The following is an 18,248-nucleotide window of genomic DNA, read 5'->3' on the forward strand; positions in this document are numbered from 1 at the left end:
GTCAGCAACCCGCTACAATCATTCTGATTTTGCCAATTTCTTGAATCCCTATCCTTTCTCGTCCCACTATGTCCTACTGGTTAATGAAATCTGAGCCTGCCGTTTACAGCATTACTGATCTGGCAACGGATCAAGAAACGATTTGGGATGGGGTGCGCAACTATCAGGCTCGTAATTTCCTGCGCGAGATGCAACCGGGCGATCGAGCGTTTTTTTATCATTCCAACACCCATCCCCCTGGCATTGCAGGTCTGATGGAGGTCAGCCAGGCGAATATTGATGACCCAACTCAGTTTGATGCTAAAAGCAAGTATTACGACCCAAAATCCCCGCCGGAAAATCCCCGCTGGCAAACGGTTAAGGTGAAATTTGTTCAGGAGTTTGCAACACCGATCGCGCTGGATGTGCTGAAGGCGACTTTTAGCCCGGAGGAACTTTGGGTGGTCAAGCGGGGCAATCGTCTGTCAGTGATGCCCGTCGCTGATGGGGTGGCTGAAAAACTTTTGGCGATGGGCCAGGCTCAGGAATGAAGTAACGGAGCTGGGCGATCGTTTCTGTCCGGCTGGGGGAAACAGTCAGACTGAACAAATGCGAAAGACAACGATATCACCAGCAAGTGTCGAGTATACGTGGTAGTTCGGGAGGAGATGCGTTGCCATCTTTTTGCAGTACGCTTCCCGTGATTCCAGGAATGATTACAACCATATCCTGCATTGGTGTCTTAGTAGTCATAGTTCCTCCTCCGATCTGTTATACCGGCGTATGTTTTCTGGTTCATTTCATCAATCATCTCGTAATCGTGAGTAAAATCTGGCGGGTTGTCCATTCCTGGCTGGGAGAAGCCGCGACAGTGAGTTTGCGGGTTGCAGGTTGTTCGGCATCGATCGCACTCAGTAATGCCTCCAGAGGACTGCCGCTGCGGGTAGTGAAGGATTTAGCTGGGAGTTGTTCATCCAGGGAGGGCAATTCTAACCAGCGGAAGTTTGCTGGATTCAGGGTGGCAAAAACTTTTGTAGTGTTTTCAACGGTATCGCTGCTCCCTTCCACGGTGGGACTGAGGGGAATCGTCTCCTTTTGACCGGGATCTAAAGTTACAAATAGTTCTCCGGGACGAGATGGATGAATCTGTTCCACTGACCAATCAGAACCAAAGTTCAGAACGGTCAGGTTCAGGGCTTGGGTTGCAGTGTTACTCAGGGACAGAAAAATGTATTCGCCTTCCCGGACGGTGGGCTGGCTGGGATCGGCGAAGGGAGTCAGCCGCGATTTGGGTGGAATCGGATCACCGGCTTCGTAGGTATCCGAAGTGCCCAACCATTCGATCGTCACTTTTCCTGCCAGAGCAGCGGTTTTGTCGGTGTTATCCAGTTCCAGGGCAGCGTGGTATTTCGCTAAATGGACGAGCCGTTTGACGACGATCGCGGCTGCATCGAAATCCTGCCAATGGACAGCAGGGGTGACATTGGCAAAAGGCGCACCCGTTCGATCGCAGATGATGTATTCTCCCTGGGCATTCAGCCGGACTTGATAGGCGATCGGATCATCGTCGCTATCTTGTTCTGTAGCAACTTCAATCCAGCGATTGCCTTGAAGGGCGGTGACCAGGGCGTTGAGGGCTTCAGATTGTGAGGCATAGACCTGATCAGGAAGCTGATCGGGGGGCACCGCATCAAGCCAGACTTTGCGAATCAGGTTGATGGAGGGAGAGATCAGCACCGCTTGATCCCCTTGCTCCACCTGAAGCGGTTGTCCCTGGATCGGTTTCAGGTGGCAGACTGACTGGGCGGCTCCCCGTTGCACAATCTGGGCGATCGCCACTCGCTCGACTGGGTTGCTCAGATCCGCACCACGGGGATAAATGGCAAACTCAGCCCCCTTACTGACTCCTGCCGACTGTCCGACGGCTAATATCGCTTGTGTGGCTCCAGTAGCATCGGCTTCAACGCGAATCACCGGGACGGCATACCGGACTTCTGCCAGGGTATTACCCCATGCACTGCGATTGCCCTCACCCATCAGCATGGGGGTTTGCTGGGGAAATTGGCTGTGGATTTTGGCGTTGATGCGATCGTATAAGTCTTTGTAGGTTTGTCCTGGATGCTGTTGTCGCAGGGTATCCAACAGCCAGTAGGTGAGGGCTCCGTTGCGCTCTTTGGTTTCCCGGTTAAAGGCATACTCATAGGCAAACTCATTCGGACGGCAGGCCGCCAGAACCACATAGTTTTCTGATTCGGGGAGTCCGCTGGCTTTGAGGGCCCGTGTTCCTTGCTGGGTGGAATCTTGCCATAGGGTTGCTAATGTCGCCAGGGAGGCAACCAGTTCTTGGGTGGATGAGAGCGGTTTATCATCGATCGCCCCACTCCCCCGAATTTCCACATCTCCTCGCGTTGCGCCACCAGAGTGACAGCAATCCAGCACCAGCGTCACCGTCAAGCCGCGATCGGCTAATTCTTTGAGTAACTGCGCCAGTTCTAAATCACGGATATATTGGGAGGTGCCAATGTCGGTGGGAACCAGTCCTTCATCGATCGCAGTCTCCCCTTTGATTTCAGGAAAGATAGTTTTTGCCCGTCCTCCATGACCGGAGAAGTGAATGTAAACCTGTGCACCTGCCGGAGCCATTTCTCCCAATTTTCTGAATTGAGCAATGATGTTTTGGCGAGTGGGTAAATGCTCTGGAGATTCTAAGGGCTGGGTGATGTCGTTGGGATTCACAGAAGCCGTAAGCTTGAGAATGCGATCGGCTGGAACATTCCGCATGGTTTGCAGAAAGGTTTCAACATGGGTAATGTCTCGCACACAGCCGCCTAAGTTGCGGTAGGAACTGCCATCGGGGAGACGGTTGGGCAAGTAAGCGTCGATGGCGATTAAGAGGGCATAGAGATCGGGAGTGGGGACAGACATGGTGGGATAGGGATGAGTGAAATCTCATCATTCTAAGCAACGGGTAACAGGGTAGCTTGCTGACTGGTGCCATTGATTACAGGTTGAGCTTAATGAACTTTGCCTCAGAGGGGACACCATTTTTGCTCATCAAAAACAACATATAGTAACCGGGTGGGGCAATGTTGCTATTTGGAGGAGCTTCTAGGAGCAGTTCATCGTCGAGGGTACTGTTGACGGTCTTCAACCCAACCCAGCGTTGCTGCATATTCAATGAGTGGGTTGCCGCACCAGGAGCGATGAAGCAGGCATAGTCAAAGGCAGCCGTATCAGAGGTGAACACACTGAAGATTTCGCCATAACCGACCTGGTTCGTGACCGATACAATTTTGGGTCTTGGCCCTTTAAACAAATAGGGGGGCTTAAACACCTCTACCCGATTTTCGGCGTGATCGAAGGGTGGCACGTTGTAAAACTTGTCAGTGCCGGAAGTCATCACCTCACCACTCGGCAACAGAATGGCTGCTGCGTGGTAAAGCCGGGGGACGTGCATCGAAGCCAGCTTTTTCCACTGATTGGTGCTGGGGTTGTAGAGTTCTGCCTGCATCACAGGCATCCGGGCAGCATCAGCGGTGCCAGTACTGCTACCACCACAGACAAATACAGTGCCATCGGGCAACAAAACGGCATCCGGTAGAACGCGAGGATGATTCATGGCAGCAACGACTTTCCACCCCTGATCCAGGGCACTGATGTTGAGGATTTCACACTGGTCGGTGCTGGGCCAGTCATCCCGAAAGTCTCCCTGGCAGTTCGTTTGAACCGGGTTGCCACTGATGGGGTCGATCGGCTGTCCCTGTCCACAGTTGGGGTTTTGAGAGGGTACAAAGGAGCAGGCTACACCACCCCCCAAAATCATCACCTTAGCCTGGTAGTTTTCTTCGGGTCGCAGGGGCAATAGGACGGTAGATCCCTCTGACGGGTAGGTACGAGAGGTTTTGAGCTGGGTTCTGGCTGGTAGAAGATCAACGGTATTGGTGTTGATATCTAAAAAATAGGTGCGGGTGTTGCCGTGGATCAAGAGTCGTCCGTCGGGCAGCACGTATACAAAGGGATACAACCCATACAAACCGAGGCTTTCTTCGCAGTCATCAAATAGTTCAGGGACAGGGATCGATGGAGCCTTCGTCGCCCCGTCAAAAATTTCGTAGGACTTGTTGACCTGGCGAGGCACACCCGGTGAGGCAAAGTCTTGAGAGCAGGTGGTTTGGTGAATGGTAGTGAAGACCTGAGCCGTACCTGCCAGGATCAGAACGCGACCATCGGGCAAGGTGGTGCAGGTTGGATACCAGCGGATGCCACCGCTCATTGCCCCAAAATCTGTCCAGGTGCCACTATCACCGTTGGGGGTAAAGGTATGTAGTGACTTGGCACTGGTTTCCCCTACGTTTCCTGAGGCCAGGACGAGTCGTCCGTCGGATAAAAAGGCGTGGCCACAGCAAAACTTATTGCGTTGAGGATTGGGTAGAACGTTGACCTGCTTACCCGTAGTGGGGTTGAGAATGCTAACGGTACTGTTCTCATTTTCAACAATGTCTTCGTAGCCAAGAAACAGCACATTGCCAGTGTGTAGCAGGGCAGCGTGAACGCCTACGGTGCCAAACTCCAGGGAATAGGGCACCTGCCACTCGCCTTCAGTCGCCATATTTGTTTTAGGCTGTTCTTCAAAGTGGCTGCCGGGGTTCCAGGTTAAATCTTCGGTGCTGGCATAGAAGTGTTCAAAGCGGCTTTCAGGTTTGGCGACTCGCGCTAACAGGTCTAGCCCAGTGGTGCTGGATTTGTTTTGCAGCAGGGATACAGCACTGACTGCACCGAAACTGCCGCCAAACTGGCTTTCTAATACCCATGAAGCATCCAGGTTGTTTTGCCGCCGCAGATGGGCCATGCCCCCATTCTGGAGTGGCACGACCAAATGAAAGTCTCGATCGCTGGTTTGGATGAATCCTGGTACGCCTGTCACCGCCAGGGGCACTGCCAGCCCGTCAGTAATGGACTGGGGCAGTAGCGTCCACTTGTAAGGAGGCTGGGACGATCGCCAGAGCGAAAAGAGTTTTGTTCCAGATCGAGCAATTACCTCTAAGTGTCCATCGGTTTCGCCAGCGTCAAGGTAGTCGCTTTGCAATAGTGCTACTGCATCAACCTGCCCCAATTCTTCAGCAAATCGATTTGCCCCTGACCAGGGTACATCGGGGTTGTCGTTGAAGCGCACGTAGTGGATCAGCCCGCTTTGCCCGTGGGGAACCACCACCTCAAAATTACCGAGGGTGCCAAAGGTACTCTGCACCATTGCCGGATTGCCCCGGTGCGGCTCACTGGATGGAATGTACAGGGGGCCAGTCCACAGTAGCGGTACGTTGCTGGCGCGCCAGTAGAGGGCCAGGCGATCGCCATGCCGAACGATCAATTCCAGGTGCCCATTTTTTGAGCCAAAGTCTTTGAAGTTGCTCTGAATTAACCCGACATCGGAGGCATCCCCACTGCCAAAAAAGCTGCCGTGCAAGTTTTTGCTGGTTTGACCCTGGGGGCTACAGGTGAAGGCGTACTCAGGGGGTAAGGGGCCGAACCAGGGAAACTGGCTCTGGGCATTGTCTCGATAGACCTGAGCTAAACCCGATACCCGACTGGGAAAGACAACTTCAAAGTTGTTGCTAAAGTCACCATAATCACTCTGCACCATGAATCCGCTATGCCGCCCAAATACGGGCACGATGGGCGGAGCTTGAGCAATCAGGGTTGAAAATTCGGCTAACGAAGAGCCGTTCTCAGCCTGGGCGGAGGGGCTGAAGCCGAAGGTAGTAAATCCAAAACCCGCCCCTAGAATCAAAAATTCTCGACGATTGATGGCCACAAAAGCCCCCTGTAAGTATGCCAGCTTTGCGGGTGAATACCCGACTTTTAAGAAATAAGAAGAATAAGAAACAAAAGTAAAACAGAAATAAGTTTAAGGAACAGAAATAAATCGAAATAATCAGAATCCGTTGGAAGCATGTCACTTTTGTCGCCCTCACCCTAAATCCCTCTCCTAAAGGGCGAGGGACTTTGATCCGGCTCCCCTGCTCCCACAGGGAGAAAGGGTTGGGGGATGAGGGTCAGACTTGCAAACGTGACATACTCCCAATCCGTCAAGCGTTAAAAGAACGTTAAAAGAAAGCAAATAGAAAAGAAATGACTTAATGAAACTTTTAGCTATTTCTCAGGTTTAAGCAATCTCAGAAATAGATGTTGCTGATGAACATATCATCAATCGATCGCACAATCAAGTTAACAATGCTACAGTCTACGATTTCATTTTTAGATGCGACTTTTGAATGCAACGATCGCCACTACGAAGATTGATACAGCAATCTAGACTGGCTCGAATTGAGGATTGGTTTGACCGCTAACGTTTGATTTCTTTCCCAGTAAATTTGTACAACAGAACACTTGACTGCGGCGATCGATCTGGTAATGTCTTAATTTATGGCTACATGGTGCGTATCGCAGTAGCCTGGTTCCAAAAACCTGGCGAGGTATGAAGTAGATAGCGACTACAGCATACCTCTAACCCCACAGACGACCGTAGCTGTCCGTCGGGCTTGGATTAGTTTAACGCTTTTGTTGAACGACCTCCTATCCCTGAGTTTGCGATGGTTGAACGTTGGGGGACAACCAGGTTTTTGGATTTCTTCTGCAAAGCTAATCCCTTAACCATTCAAGGAGTATTCCCATGACAGGTGACTTTAACCTGTTCGATCATCCTGCCTTTGGAGACGATTCTGATCCGAGTGCAGGACGAGAGCGGGTTCGCATTATTATCTTTGGCTCGAAAGAAGTGGTTCGCGCCACGATTCACGATCTCTATCTCAAAAACTTCCGCCGCATCGAAAGCTGGAGTCCTCTACTGCCAACGCCTGATCCGACGGTATTCATGTCCATCAGCACGGAGTATCGCCTCATGCAGTAACCCCTGTAGGGGCGATCGATCATTGTCCTCAGTGCCCTATCTCTTGTGGGGTGGGCATCTTGCCCGCCCAATCAACCAACTGAACCCAACAAAACCTCTTGTGGGGTGGGCATCTTGCCCGCCCAGTCACCGAGATTTTAGACAATCCTGAAATTGGTCAGTGGCGATCCAGAGTTACCGGGGTTTGGGCTGCGGATGGCTAAGATTTGGTAGTTACAGACTTTGCTCTCAAGCGACACCGTAATCTGTGTATTGTCGTTTGTAGGGAGGCTGCAAACCCAGCACGATATCTTCCCTGGGTACACCCATTTCAACCAATTCCTCTGCCGGATTGCGATCGGTCAGGTTTTGCTGAAGCCAGATTTTGCCATCTTTGATATCCAAATGGATGATGCAACGGTAAACTCGGCTGAATTCTTGCCAACCCACATTCATCCACTGGTAGTGATCGCGTTTGGTATCAAAAATCAGTTGGACTTCGATTTCATTGTTTGAGATATCATCTTTGGCGTACTGACTCAGGAGTGTTTGAACGTATTCTCGGTATTGAGCTACCTTGTCCATTGCACAATCACCTCGCTAACTGGCTCATATACAACCATCAAGACCTGATACCGTTGTACCGCAGATTGAGTGAACTCGTACTGAAAAAAGGTTTGATAAACATCAACTGGAACTGCCAGGTATAAACTCCGCTCCGGCTCGACAGATTCCAAAGCAAGACGATAACTGAGAAACTGCCCCAATGCAGCGTAAAAATCCGTAATTGCAGAAGGATTTAAGAAGCTTTTGATTTCGACTGCTATTTTTTCCCCAGCCCGTTCTGCGGCAAGTAAACGTTCTGCACCCAGATCGACCTGAAAGTTGACGTTACCGAACTGAAACCTGAGTGGATCGTCAGTAATGACCCACTGCTCTTTTTGAAGTGCCCGTTTGACTGCATCATGGAAAATGTGGCGTTGCATAATTGAAAGATGATTTAGGGTAATCTGCAATGCAATGTCCAGAGTGTGGGGCTACTCATATCCGTAAAAACGGTAAGAGGAAAGGTAAGCAAAATCACATTTGTGTCGCTTGTGGTCGTCAGTTCATTGATACCTACGACCCGCATCGAGGGTACTCAGACGAGTTCAGACGCGAATGCATCAAGATGTATCTCAACGGCTCTGGGTTTCGAGCGATCGAACGGGTCAAAGGAGTACACCATACCACGGTCATTACCTGGGTGCAGCAGGTCGCAACGCGCCTGCCGGACGCCTATGCACCGGAAACGCCCCCCGAAGTTGGAGAACTCGACGAATTGGAAACCTTTGTCGGCTCAAAAAAAACAAGATTTGGCTATGGACAGCCGTTGACCACTTCAAAAAGGGAATTTTAGGCTGGGTTCTGGGTGACCATAGTGCTGAAACCTTTGTCCCGCTCTGGCAGACTGTGGCGGACTGGAACTGCTATTTCTACGTCACTGATGGGTGGTCGGTGTATCCCGGCTTCATTCCCGATGGCGATCAGATTGTCAGCAAAACGTATATGACTCGAGTTGAAAGTGAGAACACTCGCTTGCGGCACTATCTGGCTCGACTGCATCGCAAAACGCTGTGCTACTCCAAAGCCGTAGAAATGCTGGCTCACTCTATTCGGTTGTTACTTCACTACCTCAGGTTTGACGATGTTCCAGTTCCTCCGAGGTTCATCTCTTGATTCAGCAACGCCGAAAATGTCTTTGGCAGACACACTCTTAAACTCAACACGGCATTCTCATGATACTGGCTGCTTTTCAAACCTCACCATTGCATTCCTTCGACCAGTTCTGACAAGGTGGGAGTACTCACGCCAAACCGCACGCCACCCGAAAACTGACTTTGGAGGAATAGTAATCCGGGGCGAGGTGGAAACGGAAAGCGGAACGGGAATTCATCGGGGCATCGAACCAGGCACCGCCACGCACCAGCCTTCGCTTGCTATTTCCACGTGTCCAAGCACTCCCATCGATCGGCGCACCCTGATAATTCTCATGCCGCTGATCCAAACACCATTCCCAAACATTACCGTGCATGTCGTACAGACCAAAGGCATTGGGAGGGAAACTACCTACATCAGTTGTTTGCTCTCGATACACCCCCTTTACTCCTAAACCGTAGGTGGAATTGCCGTTATAGTTTGCTAGATCCGTTGAAATCGTTTCTCCACAATGAAAAGGGGTTGTGGTTCCAGCACGACAGACATATTCCCATTCCGCTTCACTCGGCAATCGGTATTGTCTGCCCGTTTTTTGAGAAAGTCGATCGCAAAATTCCACTGCCTCATGCCAGGAAACTTGCTCAACGGGACGACGATAACCCTTGAAGTCAGATGGATCAGGATCAAGATCTTGATTTATTTTTGGTAGAGCCGCAACTGCTTTCCACTGCTCCTGTGTCACGACAAACCTACCTATGAAAACAGGCGGAACAGTGACTTGATGTTGAGGCAACTCATTCGCATAGTAATTTTGATAATCTTTTTCGCCAACCTCCTGAATTAACTGCTGCTTTTCTCCTTCTGTTTGTCCCATCATGAAGGTTCCACCGGGAATGAACACCATTTCCAGCGTCACCCCATTTCCCAAATCCTCACTAAAAAATTCTGCCTGACCATTTCGATAGGTAATGTTGCCGGTTCTCTCAAGACCTAAAAATTTCTCAGCTATTTCAATTTGAGGCACTTGAAACTCAAACACTTGAATCGGAGGTCTGCGTTTTGCCGCCTCTTGCTTCCTTTGCTCCTCTAACTGCTGCTGCCTTGCTAGTTCGCGCTGTCGTTCTAACTCATGCTGTCGTTGCTGTTCTCGCTGCTGTTCTAACTGTCGTTGATACTCAGCTTCCTTCAGCGCAACTATCGGTCGCTCAATTTGATCGACTTCCTCATCCATCAATCCCAAACTCTGCTGCAATTTCCATAACCCCTCCCGAATCGCTGCTTCGATCGGATACTGAGAATCGATCGCCTTTTTAAACACCTGCTCGTAACATTGCAGCTTCGCGTCATGCTTCTCCTGTGCCTGCTGCCTTAACCTGGCTTGACGGCGGTTTGCTTCTGTCCAATGTTCTGCAAATCTGACCGCCGCTCGTGCTACCTGCTGCCTTAACCTGGCTTTACGATTCGCTTCTGCCTGGTCAATAATTGGTCGAGAAATTTCATTCACCTCTACATCCGTAAGATTTCTCTGAGTTTGAAACGCCTTGAGTTCTCTCTGAATTGCATCATTGAAGGGGTAATATTTAATCAATACCCTTAATCGTCTTGCATACGCCTGCCGCGCTTGTCGAATCGGTGCGTACTCTTCTTCCAAAACCCGATCGGCTTCTGCCTTGGATAATCCCAACTCTTCCCGCAGTGTCTCCAGCAGGTCTTTTTCATAATCCGCCAACTTCCGTTTTTGCAAATATCGCTTGACCTGTTCCCGAAACTGCTCCAGGCTCGTCTCCTCCTCACCCAAAGCCCGATCGACCTCTAGCTGAATCTCCTCCCGCCTCTCCTGGGTCAACGGTTGATGAGATGGAACAGATTGAACTGCCCTCAAGTCCGATCGTTTTTTGAGAATTGGTTTCAAATGCTCAGGAATGATCGTCTTTGCCACCGCATCCACCACTTCTAACCTGCGCTGTGGCTCTGGTACAGCCGATCGCACCTTAGAACTGCCTGTAATCTCTAGCTGAATCGCATTCTTGCCAAACTCAAACGCCTCTTCGATCGAACACTCATACCCCAACGCCCGATAAAATCCCTTCGAGAACGCGATCGCTGCATCATCCTGAATCGTCTGGTTCATGCCAATCACATAATCAATGTGGCTGACGATCGCATCGGCTTGCGTTTCCGAATAGCAGGCATTCAACAACACACAGCCCACATGACTGGAAAACAACCGAAATAGATCCGACAGGGCCTCCGTTCGCACCCACTGCTCACCACCCCCATTGCCCTCAAACACCAAACCCTGTTGCCCACTGCCATGACCACAAAAATGCACAATTTCCGGTCGATGCTGAAACAACAGATCTTGCAAATCTCCCACCCGCACCGCCAGCGCATCCGCCACCTCAAACTGCTGTCGATGCCGCGACTTCTCAATCACATCCCGCAAGTCCCGAATCTCCCGATCGAGACGCAAATCTTGTCTGGGATTAGAGGCAAGAATCAGGATTTTCATGGAAACAGCATTATGGCAGGGCGATCGCTACTGATAACAGGTATAACCTAACCTACAGGCAGGCGATCGAATTTTCGGCAAAATTCCCCCTCGCTTCATTCACCAGGCTGGAAAATCTGATGCACCGTCAGGGGCAAATTTGGGAAAGTTGGGGAAAACAGGCGATCGTCGCTGCGAAACTGCTGGAGTTCATATTCCCCCTCTACCAACGTGCAAACCGTCAAAGTCGGTTGCTTGGGTGAGCCAATGTAGCGACGACCCCCAATTCCCAAGTAATCAACAATCCAGTACTCTTGAATGCCAAATGCTTCATAGTCTGCCAACTTGACCAGGTAATCATCCCGCCAATTGGTTGAAACCACTTCAACCACCAATTTGATGGACTGGCTGAACGTGACAATCGATTCTCGCTCCCACCGAGGTTCATTTGCGATCGCCAATTCATCTAAAACCACAATATCGGGTTCGTATCCCGTGTCATTGGCAATTTTGAGTACACATTCCTTGGGAATGAAATAGAGTTGGTTCGCCTGACGGATTGCTGCGCCCAGATCAAATGCCAAATCCCCTGCCAACCGGGAATGCTTGCCCCTCGGTTTAGGCATTTCGATCACCCCCCCCCTTCTCAATTCATAGCGATTCTCAGAATTCTCTGGATACCAATCCATGAATTCATCAAATGACATAGGAGATTTATCAGACACTGCAATCATGGCGATCGCTCCTCCTCTGCTTCCAATTGAAAGTCATCCCAACAAATAGAGATGCCAAATTAATCAGTCATGGCGATTGGGCAATCGTCCCATCGGCAGGCAAGATACCTGCGCTACGGATGAACCCATTCAATGCTTAACTTCTATTAGTTTAAAGGGTAGAAAGGGGCGATCGAACAAGGGAACTAAATAAACTAAATCTCTTGTGGGGTAGACATCTTGCCCGCCCATTCACCCCAGGAAAACCATTGTCCCGGAAGAAGGGCGCACAGCAGTGCGCCCCTACCGTTCCTCACATGTTCGTCTTGCTCCTGCCTCCAAACCATTTCCCGGATTCCGAAACACCGCATGATCCTGCAACTGCTGACAGGCTGCCTCCAGCCAGTCACTCCATCCCACCGTCCTTGCCAGACGAATCGTGCCATCCCGACTACTGCTGATAATCTGTTGCCCATCTGGGGTAAAGAGAGCCGCAGACACCCGATCGCTGTGATTGCTCAACAGGGCAACCGTCCTGCCGTCTATCGTCCACCAGCGCACCGTCCGATCGTCGCTACTGGACACCAGGAAGTGACCATCGGGACTAAAATCGATCGCAGTAATGGTGGCTTGGTGTCCCTGGATTGGTGTTCCGATGGGGTTGCCCTGCCCATCCCAGAGGCGAATAGTGGCATCCGCTCCACCACTAGCGATGATTTGTCCATCGGGGCTAAAAGCAACAGCAAATACGCCTTCCCCATGCCCCTGAAACGACGGGGCGATCGGATTACCCTGCTGATCCCACAATCGCACCCTGCCATCGGCACCGCCTGTCGCAATCCGCTGACCATCGGGACTAATTGCCACCGCATGAACACCAGCCTTTGTATCAGCTGAAATTGGATTCGCAATGGAATTCCCCTGGCGATTCCACAACCGCACCGTTCCGTCATCACTGCCACTGGCAAACCATTGACCATCGGGACTGATCACCACCGTTCGTATCGCTGCCAGATGTTCGCGGATGGGTTCCACTAATGAATTCCCCTCCCGATCCCACAACCGCACCATGCCATCCTCTCCGCCACTGACAATCCAGTCTCCTGCGGAGCTAAACGCCACTGATCGCACCGATCGCTCATGCCCCTGAAAAGGAGGCTGCAAGGTATTTCCCTGAATATCCCAAAGCCTTACTGTGCCGTCGCTGCCCCCACTCACCAGAGCTTGTCCATCCTCAGCCAGATCGATCGCATTCACCGCACCTTGCATAGCGTTAAAGGGATAGCTAAACGGGCTGGGCTGCAAATCCCAGAGTCCGATCGTGCCATCGCCGCCACCGCCGATAATGGTTTGGCTATCGGGAGTAATAGCGATGGTGTTAATTCCGTTCATTAACGGGGTCAGAATCTGTCCGGATGGACTACCATCTAATTTCCAGGTGCGAATCGTTTCATCTTCCCCCCCACTCACTAAAGTTTGCCCGTCTGGACTAAAGGCTACCGTAAATATCGTTCCTCGATGGCCGCGCACCGGATTCCCGATCGAGTTCCCTTGAAGATTCCAAATTCGCACTGTCCCATCGCTACCACTGCTGACAATCTGCCGTCCATCTGGACTAAAATCTATATCCTCAACGTTTCCCTGATGTCCTTGAAAGGGAGGAACAATCAAATTCCCCTGCAAATTCCAGAGGCGTACCGTACCATCACTACTACCCGTAGCAATCTGCGGCTGATTTGGGCTAATGGCGATCGCTTCGATCGTTCCTGCCTCTGCATCGATCGCTGTCCCTAAGGGTTGCCCTTGCCGATTCCAGAAGCGAATCGTGCCATCTTTTCCCCCACTGGCTAACCCCTGTCCATCCGCAGTCATGGCTAAAGCCAATACCTCTCCAGTATGTCCCCGCAACGGAGGCGCGATCGGTTCTCCTTGAGGAGTCCAGAGCCGAATTGTCCCATCGCTGCCCGCACTGGCAATCGTTTCCCCATTGGCACTGACCGCCACCGCTCGAACCTGTCCTTGCTCCGCAGGAATAGGAGAACCCAGCCGATTGCCCTGGAGATCCCAAATGTTGATCGTGCCATCCCTGCCGCCACTCACGATCGTCGTCTGACTCACCGCTACGGCATTCACCCGCTTTTGGGTATCTGCTGAAAACCGATTGCGCTCCTTTGCCACTTCCAATGCACTGAGGAGACTGGCATCCACCGCTTCGATCGGCCTTGTCCAGAGGCGGGCTGCCACTGCTGCATGGTTTTGTCCCACGGCTCGAATTGCTCTGAGTAAACTTTCCAGGGGGTCGATCGCCAGCAGGCTTTTTACCGTAATGGCTTCAGCTTGCAAACTGGAGGTACGGTTAGCCCGAACTGCGCTAAAGGTAATGCCGCTTAAAACCAGAATTGTACTCGCCACAATGCCCCAACGCAGGTAGGTATTCCGCCGCCGCTGCCCAACACTCCGCCGGACAAACTCTGTTTCGACTTGATTGAAGCCATGATGGGAAGTGTGCAAAATCTGATTCAGCCACTCCAAACGCGGATCGGCATTCCAGAGGTATTTCGCGCTTTGTTGCTGCTGCCAATCCTCTGCCGCAGGGGTAAGCCGGCGTTGCAAAATTAGCTTTTCCTGAGCCTCGTTTTTCCATTGCAATAGCCGTTGCCATCCCCGCACCAGGGCATCATGGGCAGGTTCAATAAACGGGCGATCGTCGTTATCGGTTCCTCGCACCAGTAACCGGGCATTCGTAAACTGATTAAGAACCTGATTCACCCGCGTTTGTTCCGGTTCGGGATAGGTCAGTTCTGAAAGAAATACTCGACGACGGGCCAGTTCATCTCCGCCTAACGCAATCATCCGGAGCAAAACATGACGCACCGTATGGGCACAATCGGCATCCATTTTGACCAGGGACTCATACTCCTGATCGGCTCGTTGGGTCAGCGATCGCGCCACGCCTCCCAGAGCATCATAATCCGCCTGAGTAATCGCCCGATCGACCGTGTTTCCCTGGCTTCGGGCAGTATCCTGGCGTTTGAGGTAGGACAGATACAGTTCGCTCAACGTAAAGGAGAGCAGCGGTAAGGCTCCTGGCATCAGCATCACTTCATCAATCAGTTGATCCACTAAGCGATGGGGATCAAAATACATGACTCGTTTAGAGGCGGGTTCTTCGATCGCTGCTCGCAATTCTGTTCGGTTCATGGCAGGAACGATAAATCGAGAATCAAACCATAGCGAATCTAATCCACCTTTGCGAAATTGGGGCTCAAAATCCGATCGCACCGTTAAGACTAAATGCAGGCGATCGGAATACTTTTTTACTGCTTCAGCTAATAGATTAAAGAATACACTTTGTTCTTCCAGATCACGACAGAGGGTGATGAGTTCTTCAAACTGATCAATCACCATTAACAGATCAGTATCAGGATGTTTGTGGAACCACTCATCAAATCCCTGCATACAGGCTGATGGTAGAGATTCAGACTGTTCTAATCCCACCGACGTACTCAGCGAATGGAGGGCAGCATACAGGGCTTTACAGGGGGATTCTCCCAGGCGAAATGGCGGCACAATCTGCCAGGGAGGCTCTAACTCAGACTGTCGCAGGTGAGGAATTAAACCCGCCTTGACTAAACTGGATTTTCCAGAACCTGATGCGCCTAATACAACGGTTAAAGTGTGACGATTTACAAATTCTGCGAGTTGCTGAGTCAGTGCCTTGCGCCCAAAGAACAGATCGCGATCGGATTCATCAAAGGAAGCCAAACCGCGATAGGGATTCTGAGAGGCATCCAGTGGTGGTGCAGGTGGAAGGTTTAAAGCATGTCCGGGGGTGAGAAAAATATATTCACCTTTATCATGCTTGCCCAATGTCCATAGCCCTGGCGTTTGGCGAGTGGTGGAGCGTTCCGTTAATTCTTCCACCTGATTGCGCAGATAAATATACAGTTCAGTGGCCGTCGTTAATCCATCTCCCGCAGGCTTGCCTGGACGGGGGGAGGACTTTGATCGGCAGCACCGGCTAAGGCATCCATCAGGGCCAGGGCAAAGGGGGAATGGTTGGCAACTTCACCCCGATCGTCGGACACAATGTCCCAGGCATACTGATCGGAACCAGCCGAAGTAATCACCTGCCAGGCCGGATCTTGAATGAAGCGATCGTATCGTTCTTTGTGAATGACTTTCGGAACGGCCGCGAGTTTTCGGGTACTCGACCAGCGAAAAGCACCGGCAAAACAGCAATCGAGAATCGCTAAGAAATGACGGCAAGGCAATTCACTCAGGGCTTGATTCAGGCGCAGCATGGGGAGATAGCTGCTCACCTCGCCTAGGCGGGCATCCTGCGGAATCAAGAAGCCTTCCGGGCCGTCTTCCCCATTTAAGGCAATGCCGTGGCCGCCAAAGTAAAACAGGAAGCGATCGTCTGAACGCACGGACTTGGTCAATTGCTCAAACAGTTGTTCCAGATTGTCCAGGCTGGCTTGTTGATCCAGCAGTAATTTAACCTGGTACTGATGCTGCGCTTTCAGGAGGTGGGCGATCGCGGTGGCATCCTGAGTGGCAGTGCGCAGGGGAGAAATGCCGTTGCGATAATCGTTAATCCCAATCACAATAGCAATGTTGCGTTTGAATCGAGACACAACAAACCTCCCATAGATAAGTCGAAACTTGAGTGATTAGCCGACAGAACTGAACCATTCCTATTAGGGATTTTACTATCACAAACTCAAGCTCGATGATTCCTGGCGCAGACATTCGAGCAAACAAATTCAGGCAAATAGGACGGAAAGCAATTGCATCAGTGGGAGGTTCCCGTAATTCCTGCAACCTCACCCCAGTTTTCAAAAATGTAAAGAAATGTATCATGTAAATGGGTGGTGCTCAGATTGATTCTGAACCCGATCGTCTGCCATCCCCCAACCTTGCCTTTGATAGTCTCAAAACCATGCCTGAACCTCGGATTCTGATCTGGTATCGCAACGACCTGCGAATTCATGACCATGAGCCTCTACATCAAGCCCTCAAGCAGCGAGGACAAGTATTTCCGGTGTACTGTTTCGATCCGCGGCAGTTCGGGCAAACCTCCTTTGGCTTTCCCAAAACCGGAGCCTTTCGCGCCCAATTTTTGCGAGAAAGCGTGGCAGATCTGCGGCGATCGTTGCGAACCCTTGGCAGTGATCTGGTGATTCGGATGGGAAAACCGGAAGATGTCATTTCTGAACTGGTGCAGCAGTGGCAGATTGATGCCGTTCATTATTCTCAAGAGGTGACGGCTGAAGAATTGGCGATCGAGGTAGCGTTGCAGGAACGCTTAAAGGCGATTAATGGAACTCTAAAAGGATTTTGGGGGCATACCCTCTATCACCCCGATGATTTACCCTTTGAAATCACCCACTTACCGGAGATATTTACCCAGTTTCGTAAGCAGGTAGAAAAGACTGCAACGGTGAATTCAGTTTTACCTTCTCCCAGAATACTGAAGGGATTACCAGAAGGAATTCAAGTGGGAACGCTACCAACCCTTGAGGATTTGGGTTTAGTCTCTCCTCCAGTGGACGATCGCGCAGTTTTACCCTTCCAAGGCGGAGAAACCGCCGGACTGAATCGGTTGGATTCCTATTTTTGGAAAGGCGATCGACTACGGATTTACAAAGAAACCCGCAATGGTATGCTAGGAGCCGACTATTCCTCGAAATTCTCCCCATGGCTGGCGTTGGGCTGTTTATCGCCTCGCTATGTCTACGAACAAGTACAGCAATACGAACAGCGGATTCGCAATGATTCAACCTACTGGCTAATTTTTGAATTGCTCTGGCGTGATTACTTCCGCTTCATCTGCGCCAAACACGGCAACAAAATCTTTTATACTTCTGGACTGCAAGGAACATCGATTCCCTGGAAAGCAGACTGGGAACGGTTCGATCTCTGGTGTACTGGACAAACGGGCTTTCCCCTGGTCGATGCCAATATGCGGGAACTGGCGGTTACTGGTTTTATGTCCAATCGCGGTCGGCAAAATGTGGCCAGCTTTTTAACTAAAAATTTGGGCATTGACTGGCGCATGGGCGCGGAATGGTTTGAGTCGCTGCTGATTGACTACGATGTTTGCAGCAATTGGGGCAACTGGAACTACACGGCAGGCGTAGGCAATGATGCCCGAGGCTTCCGGTTTTTCAATATTTTGAAGCAATCAAAAGACTACGATCGCAATGGTGAATACGTGAAGCACTGGCTTCCAGAACTGGCGGAGGTTCCGGCGGCCAAAGTCCATGAACCCTGGAAGCTCCAACCCGTTGAGCAAAAACGGTTTAACGTTCGCATTGGCGTGGATTATCCAAATCCGATTGTGGATTTATTCAAATCAGCCGCAGCGAATGAGAAGGTTTACAATGCAGCGATCGGGCGGAAGTAAAGCTGCCGTGTAGGATTTCGTAACGAATGGTGATGGAAAGGTAGATGATTCATCCCGATCCAGGAGAGT

At 50.9% G+C, this 18,248-nt stretch carries 12 protein-coding genes; 4 read left to right on the plus strand and 8 right to left on the minus strand.

The genetic code is table 11. The features are described 5' to 3' along the window. Positions 1–68: 68 nt before the first annotated feature. Positions 69–530, plus strand: a complete 462-nt coding sequence (locus ACM1PF_RS32725) for an EVE domain-containing protein (protein WP_416670612.1) — start codon at positions 69–71, stop codon at positions 528–530. A 256-nt stretch (positions 531–786) separates the two neighbouring features. On the opposite strand, the gene ACM1PF_RS32730 is transcribed toward ACM1PF_RS32725, so the two are convergent. Together ACM1PF_RS32730 and ACM1PF_RS32735 are read right to left on the minus strand one after the other, a co-directional pair. Then, positions 787–2,904 carry a caspase family protein gene (locus tag ACM1PF_RS32730; RefSeq protein ID WP_416670613.1) on the minus strand — a complete coding sequence of 706 codons (2,118 nt, stop codon included), beginning with the start codon at positions 2,902–2,904 and terminating at the stop codon, positions 787–789. Positions 2,905–2,980: 76 nt separating this feature from the next. Then, on the minus strand, positions 2,981–5,791 hold the full coding sequence (locus tag ACM1PF_RS32735; protein WP_416670615.1) for a galactose oxidase-like domain-containing protein: 2,811 nt from the start codon (positions 5,789–5,791) through the stop codon (positions 2,981–2,983). A gap of 858 nt (positions 5,792–6,649) precedes the next feature. Here ACM1PF_RS32735 and ACM1PF_RS32740 point away from each other — a divergent pair. Then, the gene (locus ACM1PF_RS32740) at positions 6,650–6,886 is read left to right on the plus strand and encodes a hypothetical protein (RefSeq protein WP_416670616.1); all 237 of its coding nucleotides are present in this window, start codon (positions 6,650–6,652) and stop codon (positions 6,884–6,886) included. Positions 6,887–7,114: 228 nt separating this feature from the next. On the opposite strand, the gene ACM1PF_RS32745 is transcribed toward ACM1PF_RS32740, so the two are convergent. Both ACM1PF_RS32745 and ACM1PF_RS32750 read right to left on the minus strand, forming a co-directional pair. Next, positions 7,115–7,450 carry a XisI protein gene (locus ACM1PF_RS32745; protein WP_416670617.1) on the minus strand — a complete coding sequence of 112 codons (336 nt, stop codon included), beginning with the start codon at positions 7,448–7,450 and terminating at the stop codon, positions 7,115–7,117. After that, entirely contained in the window at positions 7,438–7,851 is a 414-nt protein-coding gene (locus ACM1PF_RS32750) for an element excision factor XisH family protein (protein ID WP_416670618.1), read from the minus strand. Before ACM1PF_RS32750 ends, ACM1PF_RS32745 begins: the two co-directional genes overlap by 13 nt. A 29-nt stretch (positions 7,852–7,880) precedes the next feature. On the opposite strand from ACM1PF_RS32750, the gene ACM1PF_RS32755 reads away from it, so the two are divergent. Then, positions 7,881–8,584, plus strand: a protein-coding gene (locus ACM1PF_RS32755; RefSeq protein ID WP_416665731.1) for an IS1 family transposase whose coding sequence is annotated in 2 segments (ribosomal slippage) — positions 7,881–8,216 and positions 8,219–8,584 — 702 coding nt in all. Because the reading frame shifts where the segments join, the coding sequence is not laid out codon by codon here. 127 nt (positions 8,585–8,711) lie between these two features. Here ACM1PF_RS32755 and ACM1PF_RS32760 read toward each other — a convergent pair. The 4 genes from ACM1PF_RS32760 to ACM1PF_RS32775 form a co-directional block, all read right to left on the minus strand. Continuing rightward, positions 8,712–11,075: an SUMF1/EgtB/PvdO family nonheme iron enzyme gene (locus tag ACM1PF_RS32760; protein WP_416670619.1), complete on the minus strand. Its 2,364-nt coding sequence runs from the start codon at positions 11,073–11,075 to the stop codon at positions 8,712–8,714. Positions 11,076–11,170: 95 nt separating this feature from the next. Further along, positions 11,171–11,788 carry a Uma2 family endonuclease gene (locus ACM1PF_RS32765; protein WP_416670620.1) on the minus strand — a complete coding sequence of 206 codons (618 nt, stop codon included), beginning with the start codon at positions 11,786–11,788 and terminating at the stop codon, positions 11,171–11,173. 282 nt (positions 11,789–12,070) lie between these two features. Then, entirely contained in the window at positions 12,071–15,691 is a 3,621-nt protein-coding gene (locus ACM1PF_RS32770; RefSeq protein WP_416670621.1) for an nSTAND1 domain-containing NTPase, read from the minus strand. 38 nt (positions 15,692–15,729) lie between these two features. Beyond that, a complete protein-coding gene (locus tag ACM1PF_RS32775; RefSeq protein WP_416670622.1) occupies positions 15,730–16,407 on the minus strand; it encodes a caspase family protein in 678 nt (225 codons plus the stop codon). Positions 16,408–16,712: 305 nt separating this feature from the next. On the opposite strand from ACM1PF_RS32775, the gene ACM1PF_RS32780 reads away from it, so the two are divergent. Next, positions 16,713–18,179, plus strand: coding sequence for a DASH family cryptochrome (locus ACM1PF_RS32780; RefSeq protein WP_416676906.1), 1,467 nt, complete (start codon positions 16,713–16,715; stop codon positions 18,177–18,179). Positions 18,180–18,248: the final 69 nt, after the last annotated feature.

It is taken from the genome of Egbenema bharatensis FJBBOT/2019 (assembly GCF_048077055.1).
Classification (GTDB): domain Bacteria; phylum Cyanobacteriota; class Cyanobacteriia; order Elainellales; family Elainellaceae; genus Egbenema; species Egbenema bharatensis.

Bases quoted from the DNA above. Each gene is read 5' to 3' on its own strand.
- ACM1PF_RS32725 (WP_416670612.1), top strand. From the start codon at position 69: ATGTCCTACTGGTTAATGAAATCTGAGCCTGCCGTTTACAGCATTACT.
- ACM1PF_RS32730 (WP_416670613.1), bottom strand. From the start codon at position 2,904: ATGTCTGTCCCCACTCCCGATCTCTATGCCCTCTTAATCGCCATCGAC.
- ACM1PF_RS32765 (WP_416670620.1), bottom strand. From the start codon at position 11,788: ATGATTGCAGTGTCTGATAAATCTCCTATGTCATTTGATGAATTCATG.
- ACM1PF_RS32740 (WP_416670616.1), top strand. From the start codon at position 6,650: ATGACAGGTGACTTTAACCTGTTCGATCATCCTGCCTTTGGAGACGAT.
- ACM1PF_RS32745 (WP_416670617.1), bottom strand. From the start codon at position 7,450: ATGGACAAGGTAGCTCAATACCGAGAATACGTTCAAACACTCCTGAGT.
- ACM1PF_RS32750 (WP_416670618.1), bottom strand. From the start codon at position 7,851: ATGCAACGCCACATTTTCCATGATGCAGTCAAACGGGCACTTCAAAAA.
- ACM1PF_RS32760 (WP_416670619.1), bottom strand. From the start codon at position 11,075: ATGAAAATCCTGATTCTTGCCTCTAATCCCAGACAAGATTTGCGTCTC.
- ACM1PF_RS32780 (WP_416676906.1), top strand. From the start codon at position 16,713: ATGCCTGAACCTCGGATTCTGATCTGGTATCGCAACGACCTGCGAATT.